The following is a 21,745-nucleotide window of genomic DNA, read 5'->3' as shown; positions in this document are numbered from 1 at the left end:
CAAAATAAGAAATTATATTAAATTACTAAAAATTTTTATTGTAATATTTTTAGTAAAACCGTAAACTAATTGTAAATGTTTGCGCTTTCAGCAAACGCTTACCAACTGTTACACATAACAAAAAAAGGGGAATGATGAAATGCTAAACAAGAAAAAAGGTGTCATCCTATCTTTAACAGTGGCTTCAAGTATCTTGCTCGCTGCCGGATGCAGCGATACAACAGGCGGATCAGGCGGATCAGATAAAGGGGGTCTTCCAGCTGTTGGCGCAACAATCTACAAATTTGATGATAACTTCATGTCTTATGTCCGCCGTTCAATGGACACAGAAGCAAAAGGCAAAGTAAAGCTTATGCTGAACGATTCCCAGAATGATCAGTCAAAACAGACCGAGCAAGTGGACACTTTAATTGCAAAAGGCTCTAAAGCACTGGCCATCAACCTTGTTGATCCTAAGGCTGCCTCTACAATCGTAGATAAAGCAAAAGCGAAAAACCTTCCTGTCATCTTCTTCAACAAAGAACCCGATGCAGCGGTTATGAAAAGCTATGATAAGGCATGGTATGTTGGTACAACCTCTTCTGAATCCGGTGTGATACAGGGTGAAATGGTAGCAAAATCATGGGAAGCCAACAAAGCGAAATGGGATAAAAATAAAGATGGAAAAATCCAGTATGTATTGCTGAAAGGCGAGCCGGGGCATCCAGATGCTGAAGCGCGCACAAAGTATGCAATCGATACGATCAAAGGAAAAGGCATAGAGGTTGATCAGCTTGCATTGGATACAGCAATGTGGGATGCAACGAAAGCTACAGAAAAAATGGATGCCTGGATCGCTAAATACGGCAACAAAATTGAATATGTAATCTGCAACAATGATGGAATGGCACTTGGGGCCATCGCTTCTCTAGAAAAAGCGGGGTACTTCACTGGAGACAAATACATGCCTGTTGTAGGTGTAGATGCAATTCCTGAAGCACTTGAAATGATCGAAAAAGGCAAAATGGCCGGAACTGTACTTAACGATGCAAAAAATCAGGGTAAAGCTACAATCGACCTTGCAGCAAATGTAGCAAAAGGCAAAGATGTTCTTGCAGGAACGGACTGGAAACTGGATGATTCAAAAGCGGTGCGTGTACCTTACGTAGAAGTGACTAAAGATAATATCGACGTTGGTAAAGCCGCATACAAGTAATAAAACTATCAAAATATGAGAGGCACATTTCCTTTCAGTGCTTCTCATATTTTTTAAATGGTCATGCGAGGAGGTTCGCTCATGTCAGAAGCGGGTACTGCTTATCTACTTGAAATGCAGAATCTAACTAAGAAATTCCCCGGTGTCATCGCTCTTCAGGATGTAACACTACGAGTAAAGGCCGGGACGGTACATGCCTTAATGGGTGAAAATGGAGCAGGAAAATCCACATTGATGAAATGCTTGTTTGGCATTTACTCCGTGGATGAAGGTCGGGTTCTCCTGGATGGCCAGGAGGTTCAATTCTCCACATCAAAGCAGGCACTTGAAAGCGGAGTATCCATGGTGCATCAGGAGCTGAACCAGGTCCGCCAGCGAAATATAATGGATAATATCTGGCTTGGACGATATCCGAAAAAAGGGATTTTCATAGATGAAAAGAAAATGTACGAAGATACGGTCGCCATTTTCAAAAACCTGGATATTAAAGTAGATCCGCGAAGCAAAGTCAGCACATTATCTGTGTCAGAAATGCAGATGGTTGAAATTGCAAAGGCGGTTTCCTATCATTCTAAAATTATTGTAATGGACGAGCCTACTTCCTCCCTAACTGAAAGAGAAGTAGAGCACTTGTTCAGGATCATTAAAAAGCTGCAAAGCGACAATATCGCAGTGATTTACATATCCCATAAAATGGAGGAAATCCTGCAGATTTCTGATGAAGTTACCATCATGCGTGATGGCAGAAGCATCGCCACAAAACCTGCCGATGAGCTTACGACAGATGAAATCATCAAACTGATGGTAGGGCGCGACCTTTCACACCGCTTCCCGGACAAATTAAACCATCCAGGGGAAGTCATCCTGAAGGTTTCCGATTTAACAGCCGTTACCCAGCCTTCCTTCAATAATGTCAGCTTTGAGCTGCGCAAAGGAGAAATACTGGGAATTGCAGGACTAGTCGGATCCAAACGGACTGAAGTGGTCGAAGCACTATTCGGAATGAGAGCTTTAACTTCCGGGACCATTGAGCTGCACGGGAAGAAGATTGTCAACAACTCACCGCAGGATGCAATCAAAAACGGATTTGCCCTTGTAACGGAGGAACGGCGGACAACAGGGATTTTCCCGGAACTCAGCATCAGCTTCAACTCGATCATCGCCAATCTGCCGCGCTACAAAACAAAAGGAGTCTTCCTTTCAGACGGTAAGGTGCATGAAGATACGAGCTGGGTCATTAACTCCATGAAGGTAAAAACCCCTTCACAAAAAACGCCAATCGGCAGCTTGTCGGGCGGAAATCAGCAGAAGGTCATCATTGGACGCTGGCTGCTGACGAACCCTGAAATACTTTTGCTTGATGAACCTACAAGGGGAATCGATGTAGGAGCTAAATTTGAAATTTACCAGCTCATCAATAAGCTGGCAGCAGACGGAAAAGGAATTATCATGATTTCCTCTGAAATGCCCGAGCTTATAGGTGTTACAGACCGCATCCTTGTCATGAGCAGCGGAAAAGCAGCTGGAATCATCGATACGGCAGCCGCTTCACAGGAAGAAATCATGCGGCTTGCAGCCCTGTATTAGGAGGAGAGTACAATGAATAATGAAGCGTCAAAGAAATCTGGACTTAATCTAAAATGGCTCGTTGATAATGTAATTTATGTAGTGTTACTGCTGCTGGTAGTCGTAATTGTCATTGCTTCTCCGGACTTTTTATCGGTTACTAACTTTTTAAATATCCTAAGCCAATCATCTTCCCGTATCATCATCGCCCTTGGCGTGGCCGGAATATTGATAACATTCGGAACCGACTTGTCAGCAGGGCGGATGGTCGGTCTTGCTGCTGTAATTTCGGCCTCACTTTTGCAGGCTTCAGACTATGCATACCGAATGTACCCGCATTTAGCTGAACTGCCGCTATTTGTACCAATTTTAATCGCTATGATCGTTACAGGTCTTATCGGTGCGCTTAATGGCGTCATTGTCTCAAAACTTCACGTGCCGCCTTTCATCGCCACTCTCGGCATGATGATTACAGTATACGGACTTACCTCCATCTATTTCGACCGTCCTCCATATGGAGCACAGCCGATTGGCGGTTTGAGCCAGGCTTTTACCACATTTGCACAGCGGGGCATTCCAATCGGATCCTATGAATTGCCGTACCTTGTCATCTATGCTGCCATTGTTTCCATTATCATCTGGGTGATCTGGAATAAGACACAGCTTGGAAAAAACATGTATGCAATTGGAGGAAATCCTGATGCTGCAAAGGTTTCAGGCGTAAACGTTACAAAAAACCTGATCATTATTTATACAATTGCAGGTTTATTATATGGATTCTCCGGCGCCCTTGAAGCAGGACGTGTCGGAAGTGCCACAAACAACACAGGAAACATGTACGAACTTGACGCCATCGCAGCCTGCGTAGTAGGAGGCGTATCCCTATCAGGAGGTATCGGAACAGTTCCTGGAGTTATTACAGGGGTTCTCATTTTCCAGATCATCAACTACGGACTAGCCTTCCTTGGAGTCAGCCCTTACATCCAATTCATCGTAAAAGGAGCCATCATCATCCTGGCTGTAGCCTTTGATATGAGAAAACATGCCAAAAGGAAATAAGCCTGCGGCTAAAACCTTCAGCGGATATTCGCTGAAGGTTTTTTATTGAAGATTTCATTTCACCTGCTATCCATAGTATCTTTTGCGGTACTAAAGCGAGCTTTTCCTTTAAGCGATGTTTTGACCTCTTTAACCAGAATACAAACCGCAATAATTTAAATGGTTAATCGAGCCAAATCTGGCTTGCTAGAAGCGAAATCCCGATTTTCATGAGTTCAGGCATTTTTTCGGTTCTCTATACAATACTTATTTGTACATCCCCCTTCTTCAGCTCAACAAAAAAAGACCCGAACAGGCCCATAAATTTAAATTATTTGATTATGCCAAGTTTTTAGCCAAGCAGTTTGCCTGTACCGATGATAAAGATAAGTATGGCCAATAGCCCTAAAGATAAAAATAATGATGTCATACTCCTTATGCATGATTTCCAATCTTTCATCCCGCTAAGTCCAATGATGCATATAAAAAAAGAAAGGATGGTAAGAGTTAGGATTATGTTTAATAAAGTTTCAATTGAATTGAAAACACCTGTAAAACACACGAACAAAAACAATCCCCAACAAACAAATGACGCTATGAATGAGTAAAGGTTCATTCTTTGGGCCATGCTCCCCATTCCCTTCTCATATAAAATCGTTTCCCCATGCTGGACCGCCGAACGATAACTAAATTTTACCATATAATCAATTCGCGTTACAGAAAATGAAGCATAATCGCGGCACGACATAAAAAACCAGTGATGCTTCTTCACTGGTTTTCTTTATTCTGCTTTTATAATAGCAAGCAGTTTCTTACAGGCTGAAGATAGGGTCTGCACATCAATCAAGCCGCTCTGCTGCTCTTTGACTGTGTTGGCAGTTACCGTCTTGAGAATTTCAGCATTCTTTATAAACAATTCATTTTCAGCTTCTGGTACCTTGTCCCTCATTTGACGGGTACTCTGTTTCCGCAGCTGCGATATGGCCATGGCCACCTGGTTTTTCCATAGTGAAACGGCTGTCATGATAGATGTTTCGATTTTGTCAGCAAGCGCGGAATTGGCCTGAAGAATCAAGGTGATTTGCGGAGCGCTTTGCACAGCGACTTCACGGCTTAATTTCAAATCGTATAAACGCTGCTCCAATTTCTGGGCAGCATGCTCTTCCAGCTTTTCACCCAACATAACCCGGCTTGTGTCCCAGTTTCCCTGATTCACATCCAGCTCCATGGCTTTAAGCTTGATTTCCCCCGCAGCAATATGGCTATTAAGCAGGTGCAAAGATTCTTCATTGATGCGAGACAGCTTCTCCAGTAAAAACATATCAGATAACAGTGCTGTTCTGCAGCGTTCTGCTTTTATTGTCAGCCGGTCTATTTCCGCACTCGCCTTTTGGAATTTGGAAATCAGTTCTTGGGGTACTGCCCCCTTTTTGCCGAAAATTTTTCCCCAAAAGGAAGAATCATTCTCCAAAAGCTCGTTAGGGTCAAGCTCTGTAAGCTTTGCAGCAAGCATACTAATCACGTCACCCGCAAAGGCAATATCTCTTTTTTGAATATGCTTCAACAGCTTATCGGAGAGATAAGAAAGGTTCTGCTGAGCCTGTCCTCCAAACGACATGATTGCGGTATGATCCTTCAGATCCAGCTGATTGGCGAGCTCTTTAGCTTCTTCTTCCCGATTTTCCGCCGTTAACCACCCGGCTGCATCATGCGCCTCTCTAAGCCCCTGGCCATATCCTTCCATGATTGCCCCCGCCTCCAGGTCTCTAATCAAGATTCCCTCATGGCCTTCATCGAATGCCTGGCCACATCCAGTTCATAGTGGAGCTGGTCAATGTCATTCGATAAAGTCTGGAATAAGTCTTCTTCGATTGTTGCATTAAGCTCAGCAAGCATGCTGCGGGTATCCTGAAGCGTTTGTGTAATTTCCTTGCTTTTCCTTGGCTGCGAAGATAGCAGGATATACTTTTCAGTAAGCTCCACAGCCGAATCCAAATGAGAAAAATAAAAGTGCTCTGCAAGATAAAAACGTTTAGGTTCTTTTCTTGTAAGGTGATAAATTTTTCTGGTGATTCGCACTAATTCCAGCCTTTCTTTCAAAAATGAAAGTTGGCGGATTGATAATAAAGATTTATGCAAACGGTGAATTTTTGCTTTTGCTTCGTCAAGATTGCCTTTAATATATTGATATTCTTTTCTTGAAAGCCCATGCTTTCTCAAAAACCTGATCTTCAAATACAGAGAAACAAACAGGTACACCAATGCCCCAGCGCCCAATGCATAAGCACTTGAAAGCAAAAAGGTCTGATTAATGGCAAAGTAACTGCCAAGCCAAACAACAACTGCAGCAGGGATCGCAAAAAACAACTGAAGGACAACAGTAAAAAATGGATTCATTGTATATCGACTCCTGACTTATTCTCTATCAATATCGTATCATTTACCGGCCGAAAAAGTAAGAAAAAGTAAATCATATTCTCCGTATATTCTACATAAAACTGCGGATTTTTTCTATAGACCGCGGGTTTTACCAGCACTAAGCCCTAAGTCGTATTGTGCCCTGTATTATGCTGAATATCCAGTCTTCATCCATTTAACTCTACTGACACTTTAAGTCCGCCTTTTACTCTGAGAGAGACAAGCGGCTCAGGTATTATTTCTTTTTCTTTATGGCGGAACTCTGCTTTCTCTATTAAGACAGCAAGAATCAATACAGCTTCCATCATGGCAAAACGCGAGCCGATGCAGCCCCTGGGACCTCCGCCGAACGGAAAATACGTATATGGCTCATAGGACCTGCCTGGACTAAAGCGTTCTGGCTGGAAGGAATGCGGATCCTGGAAGACAGCTGGATTCCTGTGAATGGCATAAGGGGAAATGAGAAATGAGCTTTTATCAGGGAAGGTTTCCCCGAGAATATTAATTGACTGCCTGGACTCTCTTAAAATAATCCACGCAGGAGGATATAGCCTTAGAGTTTCCTCTATTACTTGCTTGGTATATCTAAGCTGCATAAAGGTTTCAAAACTATATGGCTTATGGCATTGCTTTACTTCAGCCAGCACCTTTTCCCTCGCTTCGGGATGCTTGCTCAATAGAAAGAACACCCATGTCAGAAGACTTGCGGTCGTTTCGTGGCCAGCTAAAAGCATAGTCATCATCTGATCCCTGATTTCTTCATCAGGGATAGGATTGCCATCTTCATCTTTCGTTTCCAGCAGCATGCCCAATAAAGAATCGTCGGGAATTTCCTGCTGTTTTGCTCTATTCAGGGTATTATATATCATCGTCTCCAGCTCTGAAATCGCATGCTTGTGATTGCGGTTACCCCTTGTTGGAAATCCAAGCGGAAGAATCAGCGGAGAAAACAGTGTGCCAGCTGTCTGTACAATGGTGGTATCCACTGCGTCCGATAGCCTTTGTTTATCTTCATCCACTGAAGCGTGAAACATAGTTTTGGTGATAATTGACAGTGTAAGCTGCATCATTTCTTCATGAACATCAATGACACTCCCATTTTGAAGGCCATCTGCAAGTTTTCCTGCTTCTTCAACTACAGTCCTGGCATAACTGTTAATTCGCTCTTTATAAAAAGCTGGCTGCATGTACTTCCTCTGCTGCTTGTGCTGATTATGTTCCGACGTCAGGAGGCCGTCTCCTACTGTTCGCCTCAGCACGTTTGAAGACCGCCCTTTTACGAGCCCGCTTTCATGAGTGACAAGCAAAGCCCTGATAAACTCCGGGGAATTTACCACATACGTGGATTGAAAGGTGCCTGTTCTTAAAGAAACAACATCTCCTTTATCAGCTGTTTCCACCAAAAAGCCAAGCGGATCACGCTGAAAGTGAAAGAAATTCCTCACTCTCGACCGGTCAATATCAATCACTCTGCTCATAGAAACCCTCCATTTTCTGTAATGCGGTACGTCTTCCAAGCTTATCAGATTCATCACTGATTTTCCGTTTTCAGCATGCTGCCATCGCGTCGGAATGCGCTCTCTAATTCCCGGGGCCGAAGCCAGGTTTAGAAACATAAATTCCATCATTGCCAAACTCCTGCTGCAGCATTCTGAGGACTACTTTATATGCGGTTGGATTGTACCATTTTTCCATGCCTGTTTTTTTATAAATCTCATATATCCCGAGGTTTTCTGTTCGCTCTCCCCTGCTTCCGTCTCCCATCCAATAATCATCAATGACAACCCGGTCAGCAATGTTCTTCAGCTTTTTTGGAAATTCCCTTGAACACGGAAGGAGCGGAGAAACGGCTGCCTGAGCAGTAATACCAGCTTCCCTGATTGCTTTTAAGGCCTCCATCCTGGCTTGAATAGGAGGAGCTGACGGGGAAAAGGCTTTTCTGATATCTTCTTTATCCGTTTCAATTGTCATGGATACTCTAATCTTGTCTCCAAATTCCTTAAACAAGTCTATATCGCGCTTTACAAGAGGAGAGCGTGTTTGAACGTGAAGAAAATCCGGACTATCATCAAGCATGACCTCCAGCAGACTGCGGGTTAGATTTGTTTTAACCTCTATAGGCTGATACGGATCTGTAGAGGATGACATAAAAATGGCGACAATCCCCTTCTTCCTCGCCTTCGCCAATTCCTTTTTCAGCAGCTCAGCGGCATTTGTCTTCACATCCACCCAGCTTCCCCACTCTTCTTCGCGGTACAGCGAAAGCGGAAGCTGCCTGACATAACAATATTCACACGCAAATGAGCATCCAGCGTAAGGATTCAATGAATGTGTATAATCATCCAATGCTCCTTTCCCAGGGGTCAGGATGCTTTTGGAGACAATATCTTTCAGCTGTAATTTCACTTTATCACCTTTCTATTAGAAGATTGTAGCTATCTATATTTAATTGCTAAGATTATTTTTCTTATATAAAGACACTTTTAAACTTGCCAGCCCAATTCCTCTCAGAAAGCTGGGCAACCATCAGCAAAGGCCAACGTTATCTATATAAAAAGTGTATCACGGACAGGTGTAAAAACCACTTTATCAGCTTTTCGTTCCATATAAAAAGGACCCAAGCCAAAGCTTAAGTCCAGGGGAAATATAGCATGTCATAGAGAAAACAGTTTGATGCCGTATGAATCAAGCACCCACTGCGGCACGAAGAATCTCGCTGTTAAAAGCGGATCGACGATTTGGGAGATCTGGGCCTGCCCAACTGCACTCATCAGCATGGTCATATGATTGATCGTTAAATCTGTATGTGGAAGAAGTAAATCTATCATTTCTTCCACTGACTTTTTTGACGCCTCATCTAAAGTCGGCGCAGACACGATGGTTGCAGCGCCTTCATCTGAAAGCAGGACCGGATGTTCAATCGACTGACCTTTGATCACCGATAGCGTAACAGTTACCTTGCCGGGAATTTCAATGCCGGATACACCAACTTCACCGTCACCCATTGCAGCATGAAGATCGCCCAGTGCAAATAGGGCACCTTCCGCAAAAACAGGGAAAAGCAGGGTTGCTCCTTCCGTGATTAATTTCGTATCCATATTCCCGCCATGGGCCCCAGGCGTTCCGCAAGATACCGGCTCCCCCTCTGGTGCAACGCCAATTACGCCAATCATCGGATTCAGCGGAATATGAAGGCGCTCATCAAAAATTGCTTTTCCCTCTTTAATCGGGATCATCTTTGCTTCAAACTCCTGAAGCCTATGTCCCATCACTCCTAAATCAGGGCCTACCGTCATCACTCCTAAATCGCCTAACTCTATCTTTTCTATTTTGACTGCCAAAATATCTCCAGGCTGTGCTGTTTCTACAAAAATCGGCCCAGTTGCCGGATTGATCCTGTCCCAGTCAATAGAGTTAATTCCTGTATCGTTTGAAGTAATTTGATTCTCGAAACAATCATAGGTTTCAATTGTTATCGTTGAACCGGCACCCACACTCTGTATAGGCTCATTTTTTTTGCTGAAGGCATAAATGGCTTGTTGCTTGCATTCTACAATTTCCACCGAGAAAACCCCTTTAACGATTTTTTCTATTATTATACGTAATCACACTAAATAATTAAACTAATTAGAATTATCTAAATTAGACTAACTAATATATTGACACCAAACCTTCAGCGAACTAAACTATTAACATCGTAAATGAGTGCTGCAACAATACTCGAAAGCAGCATTCTATCAAAATATGACAGAAAATTCTAATACCGTTAGAACAGGAGGAAATAAGATGGCACAAGCACAGAAAACAACCGGAACTGCCGCCGGGCAGCCTCCTTCAAAAGGCTATAAACAGGAATTAAACCGGGTGTTAACCTTTAAGGATTTACTCATTTATGGAATGATCTTTATGGTCCCCATTGCCCCAATGAGTGTATATGGCATCGTTTCTAAAGAAAGCTTCGGGATGGTCCCGCTTGTCTACCTGGTCGGCATCATCGCAATGGTATTTACGGCACTCAGCTATAGCAGAATGAGCCGCGAATTCCCTGTTGCGGGTTCTGTTTATTCATATGTCCAGAGGGGACTGAATCCTCATATCGGGTTTTTATCAGGCTGGATGATACTGGTGGATTATATTTTGGCTCCTGCCCTGTTATATGCATTCTCAGGTCTATGGCTTCATACTCTAGCCCCGTCAATCCCTGCATTTGTCTGGGTGCTTGCCTTTATCGCCATTAATACCATCGTGAATGCAGTAGGCATCCAAATGGCTGCCCGGGCCAATTTTATTCTTTTAGGGATTGAATTGATTGCCTTGTTAATTTTCATTGGCTATGCGTTAAAGTTTGTTTTCGCTGACGGAATGGGTGCGGGCGGATTCGCTATAGCCCCTTTATTTCAATCCGAGCACGTAAATCTCGGTTTTATTGCAACAGCAACATCTATCGCTGTATTAAGTTTTCTCGGCTTTGACGGCATCAGCACGCTGTCTGAGGAAACAAAAAATCCAACACGGACAGTCGGAAAGGCAACAGTGGCTGCACTGATCATACTAGGACTGATTTTCATGGCAGAAACCTACATGGCGGCCCTTATTCATCCAGCATACAAAAATCTTGATCCGGATATGGGGTTCTTCGATATTGCCAGGGAAGCCGGCGGAAGCTTTCTTTATTACATGCTGATCATTGTCAATGTCCTGGCATCCGGCATTGCAAATGCACTAGCCGCACAGTCAGCCATTTCAAGGATTTTGTATTCCATGAGCCGTGATAAGCTTCTGCCTGGTTCAAGCTTTCTCGGGAAAATCCACCCGAAATATAAAACGCCGTTCAACGCCACTCTTTTTGTCGGAGGCTTGTCTGTAATTGCTGCCAATTTTTTATCCATTGAAACCATTATCAAGTTTGTAAACTTCGGAGCATTAACATCCTTTATGCTGCTCAATATTACGGTGTTTGTGTATTTTTATATCAAAAAGAAATTTCGCAGCTTTAAAGAGTCCATTAAATACTTGGTGCTTCCTCTTGTTGGCTTTGCGATTATCGCTTACGTATGGTCCGGATTCGATAAAATGACCTTCCTCGCCGGTTTCAGCTGGCTATTGATCGGGATTATTGTCGGTGCCGTTAAATCAAAAGGATATAAAGTAGTTCCTGAAGTTTTGAAGGATATGTAGATATTAACCGGGACTTATTTTACTGAGCAAAACGGGCAGGCGGAGGTTTGTTAACCTCTAGAAAGGATTTCACGAAGACACAGAATCTAACAAAACCACGAAAAAGGAGATGCAGCGCTGCATCTCCTTTTTAGTCTTTATTATCAGAAAACCTGTTTTCCGCTTTAATAAAATCAGCTGAATGATGAGTCGCCATGATTCCATGGTAGCTGATGTCCAGGCCAATTTCTTCTTCTTCCTCTGTTGAACGGATTGGAACCCAGATTTTTATCAGCTTTAAACCAAACCAAGTTAATAAAAAGCCCCATGCACATAAAACAGCCAATCCGAGAAGCTGTATGGCAAGCAGTTTCCATCCGCCTCCTGTAAAAAGGCCGCCATCTCCTGAGAAAAGCCCTACTGCTATGGTTCCCCATATTCCTGAAGCGGCATGGACAGGAAAGGCACCAACCGGATCATCAATTTGTTTCGCTTCCAGCCAGCTTGTCGCAGCAAGCATAATCATACCTGCTGAGGCACCAATAAAAATCGCGGCACCGTCACTGACATAGGCGCAGCCTGCCGTAATGCCGACAAGTCCTGCCAGGGAGCCGTTAATTACAGCCGGTGCATCTGAACGCCCGTAAATAAATAATGTATAAATCAGGCAAGCAGCCCCGCCTGATGCAGCAGATAGCATGGTCACAATAGCAATATGCCCAATCCGGCCGTCAGTTGCCTGCAGAGTGCTGCCGGCATTGAAACCAAACCAGCCAAACCAAAGTAAAAATGCCCCCACAGAGGCTAAAGGAAGATTGCTCGGCAAGGCAACAGAGCTTGCCGGGCCTAAGGTAAACTTTCCTGCTCTCGGCCCGATAAGCTTAGCCGCCGCCAATGCAGAGAACCCTCCCAAGGCATGAATCACAGCAGACCCCGCAAAATCCTGCATTCCCAACTTGCCCAGCCACCCGCCTCCCCATACCCAGTGTCCGGCAATAGGATAAATAAAGGCCGTCATCAGCACAACATATAACAAATAAGCACGGAAATTAATCCGTTCAGCCACTGCGCCTGAAACAATGGAGACAACCGCAATGACAAAGGCTGCTTGAAACAGCCAAAAGGTGTCATTCGATATCGAAAGTTTCAAGTGGGAAAGATCACCGTTTAACAAAAAGCCGCTTTTCCCTGAGACTCCCAGATAATCAGCGCCCCACATCAAGCCAAAACCAGCCAGATAATAACAAAGCGTGCCGATTGTAATATCCGCAAATACCTTCATTATGATATTAACGCTATTTTTCGAACGCACAAATCCCGCCTCCAGCAAGGCAAATCCGCCTTCCATCAGCAAAATCATAGCTGCGGTAAGAACAACCCAGATGGTATCAAGACCTGCATGTATTTCATGTATCGTCATTTTTCATTGTCCCTCCATTCCCTGATTTCTTCTATTAAGGAATGCGGCAGAACAATCCTTTCCTTTACAGGGTCTTCCTTTAGCATCGCAGCCATTTCATTCATTTCATTTATCTGCCTTTTTAATTGCTCAATAGCCGCAAACCGTTCTTTTACATGCACTAAATACTCCACAGCCTGATGATGCGCGGGAGGGCGGCCCGCAAAAAACTTTCTCACTGAAGACAATGACTGATACCAGGCTTCCTCCGCTCTTTTTTTCTGTTCATATTTTTTAATCTTTTCTTTAATCCTGTCAATCTCGTGATTTCGTTTATCTCTAAGACTTTTAAATATTTTAATCATTTCTTCATAAGGAACGGTAAAAGCAATATTCTGGTAATACTCATCATATACATCCATGTTATATCTCCTCACATGAAAATGTCACTTTTTCTGATTATATGAATAATTGTCCCTCAAGTCAACAAAACAACCGCAGCTTTGGCAATGGACGAATACTTCATATGGCCTGTGATAAGCACCCTAAATAACCGGTTTAAAATTGAACATAAAAAAGAGATCCCGCTATACTGCCCAAAGCGAAACCTTGAATTATTATGATAACTGCAGGAATAGCAGCTTCAGTTCTTCTTCTGTGAGATTTTTCCACTGTCCCCGTTCCAGTCCATTTAAAAGGATATTCATGATCCTTACTCTTTCCAGCTTCTCCACTTTATATCCGAGTTCTTTGCACATCCTCCTTATTTGACGGTTAAGTCCTTGTGTCAGAATGATCCTGAACACAAATTCATTGATCTTTTGTACGTCACAACGCTTTGTCACCGTGCCCAATATCTCTACCCCATCAGACATCTTTTCAATGAAAGCATCTGTGATGGAATGATCCACAGTGACAATATATTCTTTTTCATGCATATTTCCGGAATGCATGATTTTATTGACAATATCTCCGTCATTCGTCAATAAAATCAATCCAACGGAATCCTTATCCAGCCGGCCGACCGGAAAAATCCTTTCAGGGAAATGAATAAAGTCTATAATATTTCCTTCCACATCCTTCGCTGCCGTACAGGTAATGCCTGCAGGCTTATTCAGCATCAGATACACATGCTCCTTTTTACAGGGGATAGGCTTTCCGTCAATTAAAATATCATCATTATATTCAACGAGTGTATCCTTCATACAAACCAGCCCATTTACCGTGATTCTCCCAGCCATAATCAGCCGGTCCGTTTCCCTCCTTGAGCAATAGCCTGTCTCACTTATATACTTATTAATTCTCATGTCCAACCTGCCTTCGTCTGATTCTGCTATTCTAGCTGAAATACAAAATAAAAACACCTGATTTTTTTAGTAACAAGTTCGGTTTTTGAGCATAAAAATTTAAAAACAAAATTCGCATACAAATCAGCAATCCAATTCACAACTGAATTGGACTGCATCTTTTGGTTGGTTGTTCATTTAGGGGATTTTAGCACCCGGGTTCGGACTCTTTAGCAAGGTGACAAAAGTATTGTCAGTATGCTAATCGCCATGTGATTTGGTGTGTATAAATGATCAAGAAGATTTCTGGATATTTATGTTAAAATGATAGGAAGACTTGTTCAACTAACGGAACAGTAATGTTTAAGTAGGATTTACTGTTTGCGGTATAAAGTTTGAGAAAAGGACTTTTTAAAGGAGTTATTTATGGAAAGGGTAAAAACAAATTCGGAAGAGTACGATGATCCTATACTATATGATAAGGAAAATGAGAAGTATGTTGAGGATCTTTCTTATTTAATTAAATGGGCCTCAAAAAGCGAGGGCTTACCAATAATTGATTTAGCCTGCGGAACAGGCCGGGCAACCATTCCTTTAGCAAGATTAGGTTATAGGCTCATAGGAGTTGATATCCATAAAGGAATGTTGCGTGAGGCGAAAAAGAAGTCATCAGAACTTGAATTGCAAATTGAATGGGTTGAACAGGATTGTACTAAGTTTAACTTAAATGTTAAGAGTAAACTTATATTTTCTGTGGGAAATTCGTTTCAGCACTTTCTTACGAATGAGGAACAGGATGGGCTATTCTCATCTGTAAATAAACATTTAGAACATGGCGGTGTCTTTATTTTTAACACAAGATTCCCTAGTCCTGAAGAGTTATTCCAGCCTGATACTGAAGAATATTGGAAGTCATATATAGATAAAGATACTTCAAATAAGGTGGATGTATTTACGATTAGCAGATATGATTCTTTGAGGCAAATTCAAAACTATGCAACCATTAGAAAATACCTAAACAATGAAGGTAAAATTATAGACGAAAAAAGAACTAATATAAGATTACGCTATGTCTTCCCAAAAGAGATGGAAAGAATCTTATTATTTAACAGCTTGGAGATAGTGAGCATATTTAAAGATTGGAAGGAAACGCCTATTTCAAACGATAGTTACGAGTTAATTTATGTATGTAAAAAAGTGTAAAACTTAACTTGAATAATTCTAAAATTCTCTGTAGTTTGTGAAACGATACTCTTAAGCTATGGCTGCTGATATTACAAAGTTAGCAACAAAAAAAAGCTCGAAGCATAATAGCTCCGAGCTTTTTTTGTTGCTAACTTTGCCGTTCAACTGCGAATTACTTGCACTTTAAAACTGAACCGTTATTTTTTAGTATCAGATGTTTTGGCTTTATTACTTCTTCATCATCGCTTTCCAGAATTCACCCGCAATCGCTTTGTAGCCGCTTAGTGATAAATGGATATTTTGCTTATTTGTAATATATTCTTTGTATTTTTTAGCAATCAGCGATTCTGTCGCTATATAGGTATCCTTATATTGCATGGTAACTGTCTGAATCGATGCGTTAAGCGCTTTCAAAAGCGGCAGTAATGCTGCCTGCTGATCCTTTGGCATATATGGATATGGATTATAATAGCCCATTACATACACCTTCACATGCGGGTTAAGCTTGTGGATAGTGGAAAGGATTGTCTGCAGATTCGAGCTCACGGCAGAAATGGCTTCCGATACATGCGCTGGGTCATTAAGCTTGCCGAGAAGGTCATTCGCTCCTATATCCAGGGTGATGTGTGTGGCTTCTTTTACTTCTTTTCTTATCTTCCCGCTTTTTAGAAGGTCTGTTTTGACCTGTGCAGATGTATAGCCGGGAACACCAAAGTTATCGAAATCATCGAGCTTATATTTGTACTTATTCGCTGAAAAGTCTCCTGCAAGATAATCCGCATAGCTGTAGTCGATATAGCCATTGGGTGTCTGCCCTGCCGCCAAAGAGTCTCCTAATGCAACATACTGCACGTGCTGAGGAAGGTCCTTCTGCACTGGTTTTGCCATGGCGCTAAAAGGAAGCCCAATACACAAAACACCGGCCAGAGCCAAGCTGGCCGCTTTCTTTTTCCCGTTCATCACAATCTCCCCTTTTGGTATAATATACCTAAAATCAACTCCTCTCCTAAATTCTTTTCTCCTGATAATAAATCCTTCACACCCTGAACAATTATTTTTCGGCAAAAAACTACATATAAAAAACAAAGCCACTTGAAAGGTTTTTTTAAAGATTACCTTTGTAAATTAGCCGATCTATTGGAACGCAGGAATCTTCTCTTTTACCGGGCGTGCGGTGAGCCTCCCTGCATTCCTCCTATTTTTTCCAACACATTCAGAAAATGTGTTGGATAACCGACATATCCTTTGTTTCTGATTATTGATAATGGTTTTCTCTATAATTACAATGAAATTGCACAGCGAACAACGTGTTGTATATTTATTTAAAAAGATATAGAGGAACTGAATAAATTTGTATAAGAAAAATTATATAGTGTTATCACCGCTAATAAGAGGAGGTAAAAATTCAATGGATATTCAAGTCTCAAATGTCAGTAAAAGTTTTGAAAAAAAGACAGTTTTAAAAGATATTACGCTTATGATTCCAACTGGAGAAATATGTTGTTTGCTCGGTCCTTCGGGTTCGGGAAAAACAACGATGATTCGCCTGATGATAGGAGCTATTGCTGCGGATAACGGAACCATCTATTATGAAGACGTGCAAATGCCTAATATGAACATGTTAAAAAAGATAGGGTATATGCCACAGAACGATGCTTTGTATGACGACTTATCCGCTGAAGCTAATTTACGATTTTTTGCAGGACTTTATCATTTAGATAAAGTTCAATTAGAAAAGCGTATTGATGAGGTACTTTATTTAGTAAATTTAGCTGAGTATCGAAAAAAATTGGTAAAAAATTTTTCTGGGGGTATGAAAAAGCGGCTATCGCTTGCGGCTGCCATTTTGCATTCTCCTGAAGTTTTATTCTTGGATGAACCGACAGTTGGAATCGACCCTGTCTTACGTCGAACGATATGGGATCAGTTTCAGGAAATTAAAAAATCAGGAACAACCATTATTGTTTCCACACATGTTATGGACGAAGTGACAGAGTGCGATAAAGCAGCACTCATTTATAACGGTTCCTTGATTCAATATGATACTGTCAAAAATTTACTTAACAAAACTGAAAGTGGACGAGTCGAAGAACTGTTCTTTATTGCTTCAAATGATTCAGAGGGTGGTGTTGGACAATGATGAACTTAGCTAAACGTGTCATTCTCCAAACGTTAAATGACAAACGAAGCGTAATGATGATTTTAGTTGCACCGCTATTTGCTTTGACCTTGATTTATTTCCTCCTTGGTAATTCAAGTTATGTACCTTCAGTTGGAATAAATAAAAATACAATGCCTGTACCTCTTGTAACAGCGTTAAAAGCACAAGATTTAAAAGTTGTAAATGTTTCAAACAATGATGCTCAACATGCAAAACATTATTTGAAAGAACATAAAAATGTGGATGCGATTTTCACTATCTCAAAAAGCTCAGGAACGACTATTACAATGTTTGAATCTTCATCTAAGGGTGCAAAGGCAGTAAATGAAATTCAAAAGGCGATGACTTCATTAAATCCTTCGGCAAAAGTAAAAATGTCCTATGTCTATGGGTCGCAAGGTGGGTCAACATTTGATTCCCTCGGATATGTGTTTCTTGGTCTCTTCTCATTCTTGCTAGTGTTTATCATTTCGGGGATGGCACTTGTTAGGGAACGAAGTGGCGGAACTTTGGAAAGGTTGATGATGACACCAATCAAACGTGGTGAAGTCATTCTTGGTTACACGATTGGATACGGAGTATTTGCGATTATTCAAGCAATTCTTATTGTGTTCTATTCCTTTTATGTGCTGAAATTAAGTTCAGTCGGGAATATTGGCTGGATTATGGCCGCAATGGTTTTATTAGCGGTTACAGCCGTTTCATTTGGTGCGATGATTTCTGTATTTGCTAGTTCAGAACTGCAAGTCGTGCAAATGATCCCTTTTACTATTATTCCGCAAGTCTTCTTTTCGGGACTGATTCCATTAGACCTGATTCCATATCATCTGGGGAATCTGTGTTATATTATGCCAGTTTATTATGGTGCAGCGGCAATTAAGAGTGTAATGCTTTATGGTGATGGTTTCCTTCAAATCTGGGGTTATCTTCTTGGTCTAGTGGCATATGCTCTTCTGTTATACCTATTAAACACACACGCATTGAAAAAATTCAGAAAACTATAATATTCCTTATTGTGGTTTTGGTTTATGCTGCTTTTGAAATGGATGTTGCCAACGAATTTTGAGCATTAAATAATAAAACGCCCTGAGAATAAAAACTCAGAGCGTTTTTCTACGCTAATATAAATGCTAATTGGAGTGTTAATCAAGGTTGATTTGCTGTGAATTGATTTTGTATTTCACATCCGAACCCCTAATCTTTGGGATGATGCTGTTTTTGTTATTATGGAATGAATTGTTCAGTTATTTTCACTATTACACCATTTTTAACGGTGATATGGAAGGGAATATAGCGGTACCGCTTCTTTTTCATTTCCTTAGTGAACGCTGACAAAGATAATCTTTGTTTTTTTATATCGTTTGTTTTATCTATTTGATAAGTCACCATTGTAATGACGGCACTTTTCGAGATTTTTAAGCTGCGGATTTTTTTATTCACATTGCGTATGTAATAATCATCCGGCACATAGCATTTTCCTTTATACCAGTAGCATTCGTGGTCCTTTTGCGCTTCCTGGTTGGCGCGTTCGCCCCTATACCATTGGATATAATCGGCTTTTGCAGTAACACCTTTGCTGCTTGTATTCATGGATGTAAAATATGTAGTTGCATTCGTACTGGATGAAGCGGCAGATGCAAGAGCAGATGGCAGCAGAGTCATGATGGCAATCAAGAAAATCAGGCACTTTTTCATATCTCATTCCTCCAAACGAATAGTAATTCCATATAACTATATGAGAATTTGAGAAAAATTAATCCCCTTGTTATCTATTTCGGTTCTATAATCCTATACCCTTTTATTATTTGAGCTATTCCTATTTTTTTATTTACCATTAATTGGACTATTTTCAAGTCTCTGTTGCCCGCTGAATCCATAACTAAGAAATCCCTGCTCTTCAATGAAACTCTTCTGATTTTCTATCTATTAATTCTTTGCTAAATCTCCGCGTGACAGCAGACAAGCAAGCAAAAGCGATCCTCCATAACGGAGAATCGCCAGTGCGGACAGATTTAGATTTTACACTAAGCTTATATAATCGGTACTTTTTAAATAAAAGATTTGTGATTGATAGTCTCCTCCGCGAATGGCGTGCTGGCTGTTAGCGCCGTTAAACTCTGTAGGAAGCGGAAGGCCTGAGTTCATTAGCTCATCTCCATAATAATACCGGTCCTCCCCTTGCACTTCATACACAAGTGATTCATCCAGCCCGGCCAGCCGCAATGTCTGAAGCTTCGGAGGATTCGCCCCGCCCAGAACCTTATACCATCCGGCCAATGCTTCTTTTCCGTCTTTTGAGACGACAATCCATGCTGTTTCATTTCCATGGAACGGGTTTAACAGACGATAGAAATCGCCATCCCTGATTAAGCTGCGCCGCTGTTTATACAAAGATACTTGAGCTTTAATCTCCTCTCTCTCCTCTTCAGAGAGTTTCAGAGGATCAAGTTCATATCCAAAGGTTCCAAAGTAAGCAGTATTCGCTCTGGTTGACAGCGGTACATTACGCAGCGTCTGGTGATTGGGCACAGCAGAAACATGAGAGCCCATGCTGTACAGAGGGTAGGCCAGCGAAGTTCCGTACTGAATTTTCAATCTTTCTACAGCATCAGTATCATCGCTTGTCCAGGCTTGCGGAGCATAATACATCATTCCCGGATCAAAACGCCCCCCGCCGCCTGCACATGATTCAAACAATACATGCGGAAATTCTGCCGTTAAACGCTCATACAGCTGATAGACTCCCAGGATATAGCGATGAAAAAACTCTCCCTGCTGATCTGCACGAAGCTTTGCAGAAAAAGCTTCTGTGATATTCCTGTTCATATCCCACTTAATATAGGAAAGTCCTGTTTCTTCGATGATATTTGATATTTTACCATACATATAATCAACAATTTCCGCTCTTGAAAAATCCAGAACCAGCTGATTTCTGCCGAGAGTACGGTGCTGATCAGGCATTCCCACCGCCCAATCGGGATGGTTTCTGAATAAATCACTGTCCGGACTGATCATTTCCGGCTCAAACCACAGCCCAAACTTCATTCCTTCATGCTGAATTTTCCCAGCAAGGCTTTTTAGACCATTGGGAAGCTTCTGCTCATCAACATGCCAATCCCCAAGCGATGATGTGTCATCATTTCTTTTTCCAAACCAGCCATCATCAAGGACAAATAGCTCAATGCCCAGCTCGCTTGCAGACTCGGCTATTTCCGCCAATTTATCCTCATTAAAGTCGAAATAGGTCGCTTCCCAGTTATTGATCAGCACTGGACGCTCTTCTTCTTTCCATCGGGATGGAATCAAGTTTTCTCTATATAAATCATGAAAACCCTGGCTCATTCCATTCATGCCCCTATCCGAATACACCATGACCACTTCAGGAGTTTGAAAAGATTCTTCAGGGTTTATATCCCACCTGAACTGAAAGGGGTGAATGCCTGCTGTTACTCTTGTCATATCATAATGATCGACTTCTGCCTGCATGATAAAATTGCTGCTGTAAACAAAATTAAAGCCAAACACCTCTCCGCTGTGTTCGGTAGCATCAGGTCTTTTCAGTGCCAAAAATGGGTTATGGTGGTGAGAGCTTGCACCGCGAAGACTGGCAATCGATTGAATGCCCGTTTCCAGTTTTCTTTCCTTGATATGCCTCTCCCTTGACCAGGCTCCGGCCAGATGGGTAAAAATAAACTCTTTATCAGGAAAATCAATAGAAGCCCCCATCATTCTATCAAGTATCAATGCTTCTGCACCTTCATTTTTCAATGAAGCACTCCTTGTGATAACAGGCTTACCAAGAAAGATAGAGTATTGTAAGGTTAGCTCTGCCTTCAAGTACTCATCCTTAAGAATAATCTGCAGGGTACTGGCACTGTCTTTCTTTTCAGAATAAGTTGCAGGCAATCCTTCCAACTTTGGCTTTCCATTCAAAAGTCTGTATGTTTCATATTTAAAATCCGGAGTATGGTTTTCATTTTTCCTGTACACACTTATTGCAGGCTCCCGGAAATCTGAATTTCCGTAAACCGGATATTCCTGCCGGAGAGTTTCAAGGCAAAAGGCGGGATCATCAGGATATATGTGGCAGCTTGCCGCTGTCGGGACATCATAGGCCTGCATATGAGAAAAATCTTCTCTGTGACGCAGTGCTTTTCCGTAATAAAGATGGCCCAACTGGCCATTCTTCATGACATGAAATATGTAACTCACAAGCCCATTTGTCAGATGGAATTGCTTTTTCTCTTCATTCACGTGTATCAGCATAATCTTCCTCTTTTCCTGCCTTTTTTTGATCAGCATTGCGGCTTCCCTCTATTAACATCTTAAAACTATCCAGC

At 41.7% G+C, this 21,745-nt stretch carries 18 protein-coding genes; 7 read left to right on the top strand and 11 right to left on the bottom strand.

All coding sequences use genetic code 11. The features are described from left to right. The first annotated feature begins 139 nt into the window (after positions 1-139). The 3 genes from mglB to mglC all read left to right on the top strand — a co-directional run bounded on the left by mglB (position 140) and on the right by mglC (position 3,820). Entirely contained in the window at positions 140-1,195 is a 1,056-nt protein-coding gene (gene mglB, locus BIV59_RS02640) for a galactose/glucose ABC transporter substrate-binding protein MglB (protein WP_071349892.1), read from the top strand. A gap of 81 nt (positions 1,196-1,276) precedes the next feature. Then, entirely contained in the window at positions 1,277-2,782 is a 1,506-nt protein-coding gene (mglA, locus tag BIV59_RS02635) for a galactose/methyl galactoside ABC transporter ATP-binding protein MglA (RefSeq protein ID WP_071349891.1), read from the top strand. A 12-nt stretch (positions 2,783-2,794) separates the two neighbouring features. Then, positions 2,795-3,820, top strand: coding sequence for a galactose/methyl galactoside ABC transporter permease MglC (gene mglC / locus BIV59_RS02630; protein ID WP_071349890.1), 1,026 nt, complete (start codon positions 2,795-2,797; stop codon positions 3,818-3,820). Between the two features lie 760 nt (positions 3,821-4,580). Here mglC and BIV59_RS02620 read toward each other — a convergent pair. The 5 genes from BIV59_RS02620 to BIV59_RS02600 form a co-directional block, all read right to left on the bottom strand. After that, positions 4,581-5,573 (bottom strand): toxic anion resistance protein, encoded by a 993-nt coding sequence (locus tag BIV59_RS02620; protein ID WP_139194291.1) that lies wholly within the window; start codon positions 5,571-5,573, stop codon positions 4,581-4,583. Further along, on the bottom strand, positions 5,570-6,196 hold the full coding sequence (locus BIV59_RS02615) for a 5-bromo-4-chloroindolyl phosphate hydrolysis family protein (RefSeq protein WP_071349887.1): 627 nt from the start codon (positions 6,194-6,196) through the stop codon (positions 5,570-5,572). Before BIV59_RS02615 ends, BIV59_RS02620 begins: the two co-directional genes overlap by 4 nt. A gap of 188 nt (positions 6,197-6,384) precedes the next feature. Continuing rightward, positions 6,385-7,845 carry a cytochrome P450 gene (locus BIV59_RS02610; protein ID WP_240501839.1) on the bottom strand — a complete coding sequence of 487 codons (1,461 nt, stop codon included), beginning with the start codon at positions 7,843-7,845 and terminating at the stop codon, positions 6,385-6,387. After that, the gene (locus BIV59_RS02605; protein ID WP_071349886.1) at positions 7,799-8,623 is read right to left on the bottom strand and encodes an SPL family radical SAM protein; all 825 of its coding nucleotides are present in this window, start codon (positions 8,621-8,623) and stop codon (positions 7,799-7,801) included. The genes BIV59_RS02610 and BIV59_RS02605 overlap by 47 nt, the downstream gene beginning before the upstream one ends. Before the next feature lie 248 nt (positions 8,624-8,871). Continuing rightward, positions 8,872-9,780: an acetamidase/formamidase family protein gene (locus tag BIV59_RS02600; RefSeq protein ID WP_071349885.1), complete on the bottom strand. Its 909-nt coding sequence runs from the start codon at positions 9,778-9,780 to the stop codon at positions 8,872-8,874. A 223-nt stretch (positions 9,781-10,003) separates the two neighbouring features. On the opposite strand from BIV59_RS02600, the gene BIV59_RS02595 reads away from it, so the two are divergent. Then, entirely contained in the window at positions 10,004-11,395 is a 1,392-nt protein-coding gene (locus BIV59_RS02595; protein WP_071349884.1) for an APC family permease, read from the top strand. 130 nt (positions 11,396-11,525) lie between these two features. Here BIV59_RS02595 and BIV59_RS02590 read toward each other — a convergent pair whose 3' ends face one another. From BIV59_RS02590 to BIV59_RS02580, 3 genes are all read right to left on the bottom strand, one after another. Further along, entirely contained in the window at positions 11,526-12,794 is a 1,269-nt protein-coding gene (locus BIV59_RS02590) for an ammonium transporter (protein WP_071349883.1), read from the bottom strand. Then, the gene (locus BIV59_RS02585; RefSeq protein ID WP_071349882.1) at positions 12,791-13,195 is read right to left on the bottom strand and encodes a hypothetical protein; all 405 of its coding nucleotides are present in this window, start codon (positions 13,193-13,195) and stop codon (positions 12,791-12,793) included. Before BIV59_RS02585 ends, BIV59_RS02590 begins: the two co-directional genes overlap by 4 nt. 195 nt (positions 13,196-13,390) lie before the next feature. Further along, the gene (locus tag BIV59_RS02580) at positions 13,391-14,080 is read right to left on the bottom strand and encodes a pseudouridine synthase (protein ID WP_071349881.1); all 690 of its coding nucleotides are present in this window, start codon (positions 14,078-14,080) and stop codon (positions 13,391-13,393) included. A 405-nt stretch (positions 14,081-14,485) separates the two neighbouring features. Here BIV59_RS02580 and BIV59_RS02575 point away from each other — a divergent pair, with 405 nt between their 5' ends. Beyond that, positions 14,486-15,262, top strand: coding sequence for a class I SAM-dependent methyltransferase (locus BIV59_RS02575; RefSeq protein WP_071349880.1), 777 nt, complete (start codon positions 14,486-14,488; stop codon positions 15,260-15,262). A 210-nt stretch (positions 15,263-15,472) separates the two neighbouring features. Here the strand turns inward: BIV59_RS02575 and BIV59_RS02570 are convergent, their stop codons facing one another. Beyond that, positions 15,473-16,204, bottom strand: a complete 732-nt coding sequence (locus BIV59_RS02570; RefSeq protein ID WP_071349879.1) for a GDSL-type esterase/lipase family protein — start codon at positions 16,202-16,204, stop codon at positions 15,473-15,475. A 448-nt stretch (positions 16,205-16,652) separates the two neighbouring features. On the opposite strand from BIV59_RS02570, the gene BIV59_RS02565 reads away from it, so the two are divergent. Then, positions 16,653-17,384, top strand: coding sequence for an ABC transporter ATP-binding protein (locus tag BIV59_RS02565; RefSeq protein ID WP_071349878.1), 732 nt, complete (start codon positions 16,653-16,655; stop codon positions 17,382-17,384). After that, on the top strand, positions 17,381-18,409 hold the full coding sequence (locus BIV59_RS02560; protein ID WP_071349877.1) for an ABC transporter permease: 1,029 nt from the start codon (positions 17,381-17,383) through the stop codon (positions 18,407-18,409). Before BIV59_RS02565 ends, BIV59_RS02560 begins: the two co-directional genes overlap by 4 nt. 220 nt (positions 18,410-18,629) lie before the next feature. Here BIV59_RS02560 and BIV59_RS02555 read toward each other — a convergent pair whose 3' ends face one another. Together BIV59_RS02555 and BIV59_RS02550 are read right to left on the bottom strand one after the other, a co-directional pair. Continuing rightward, on the bottom strand, positions 18,630-19,100 hold the full coding sequence (locus BIV59_RS02555) for a hypothetical protein (RefSeq protein WP_071349876.1): 471 nt from the start codon (positions 19,098-19,100) through the stop codon (positions 18,630-18,632). A gap of 324 nt (positions 19,101-19,424) precedes the next feature. Next, positions 19,425-21,671, bottom strand: a complete 2,247-nt coding sequence (locus BIV59_RS02550; RefSeq protein WP_071349895.1) for an alpha-galactosidase — start codon at positions 21,669-21,671, stop codon at positions 19,425-19,427. Positions 21,672-21,745: the final 74 nt, after the last annotated feature.

This window comes from Bacillus sp. MUM 13, assembly GCF_001866725.1.
Taxonomy (GTDB): domain Bacteria; phylum Bacillota; class Bacilli; order Bacillales; family DSM-1321; genus Peribacillus.
The sequence above is the reverse complement of the archived record's forward strand: the minus strand, read 5'-3'. Positions and strand labels throughout refer to the sequence as shown.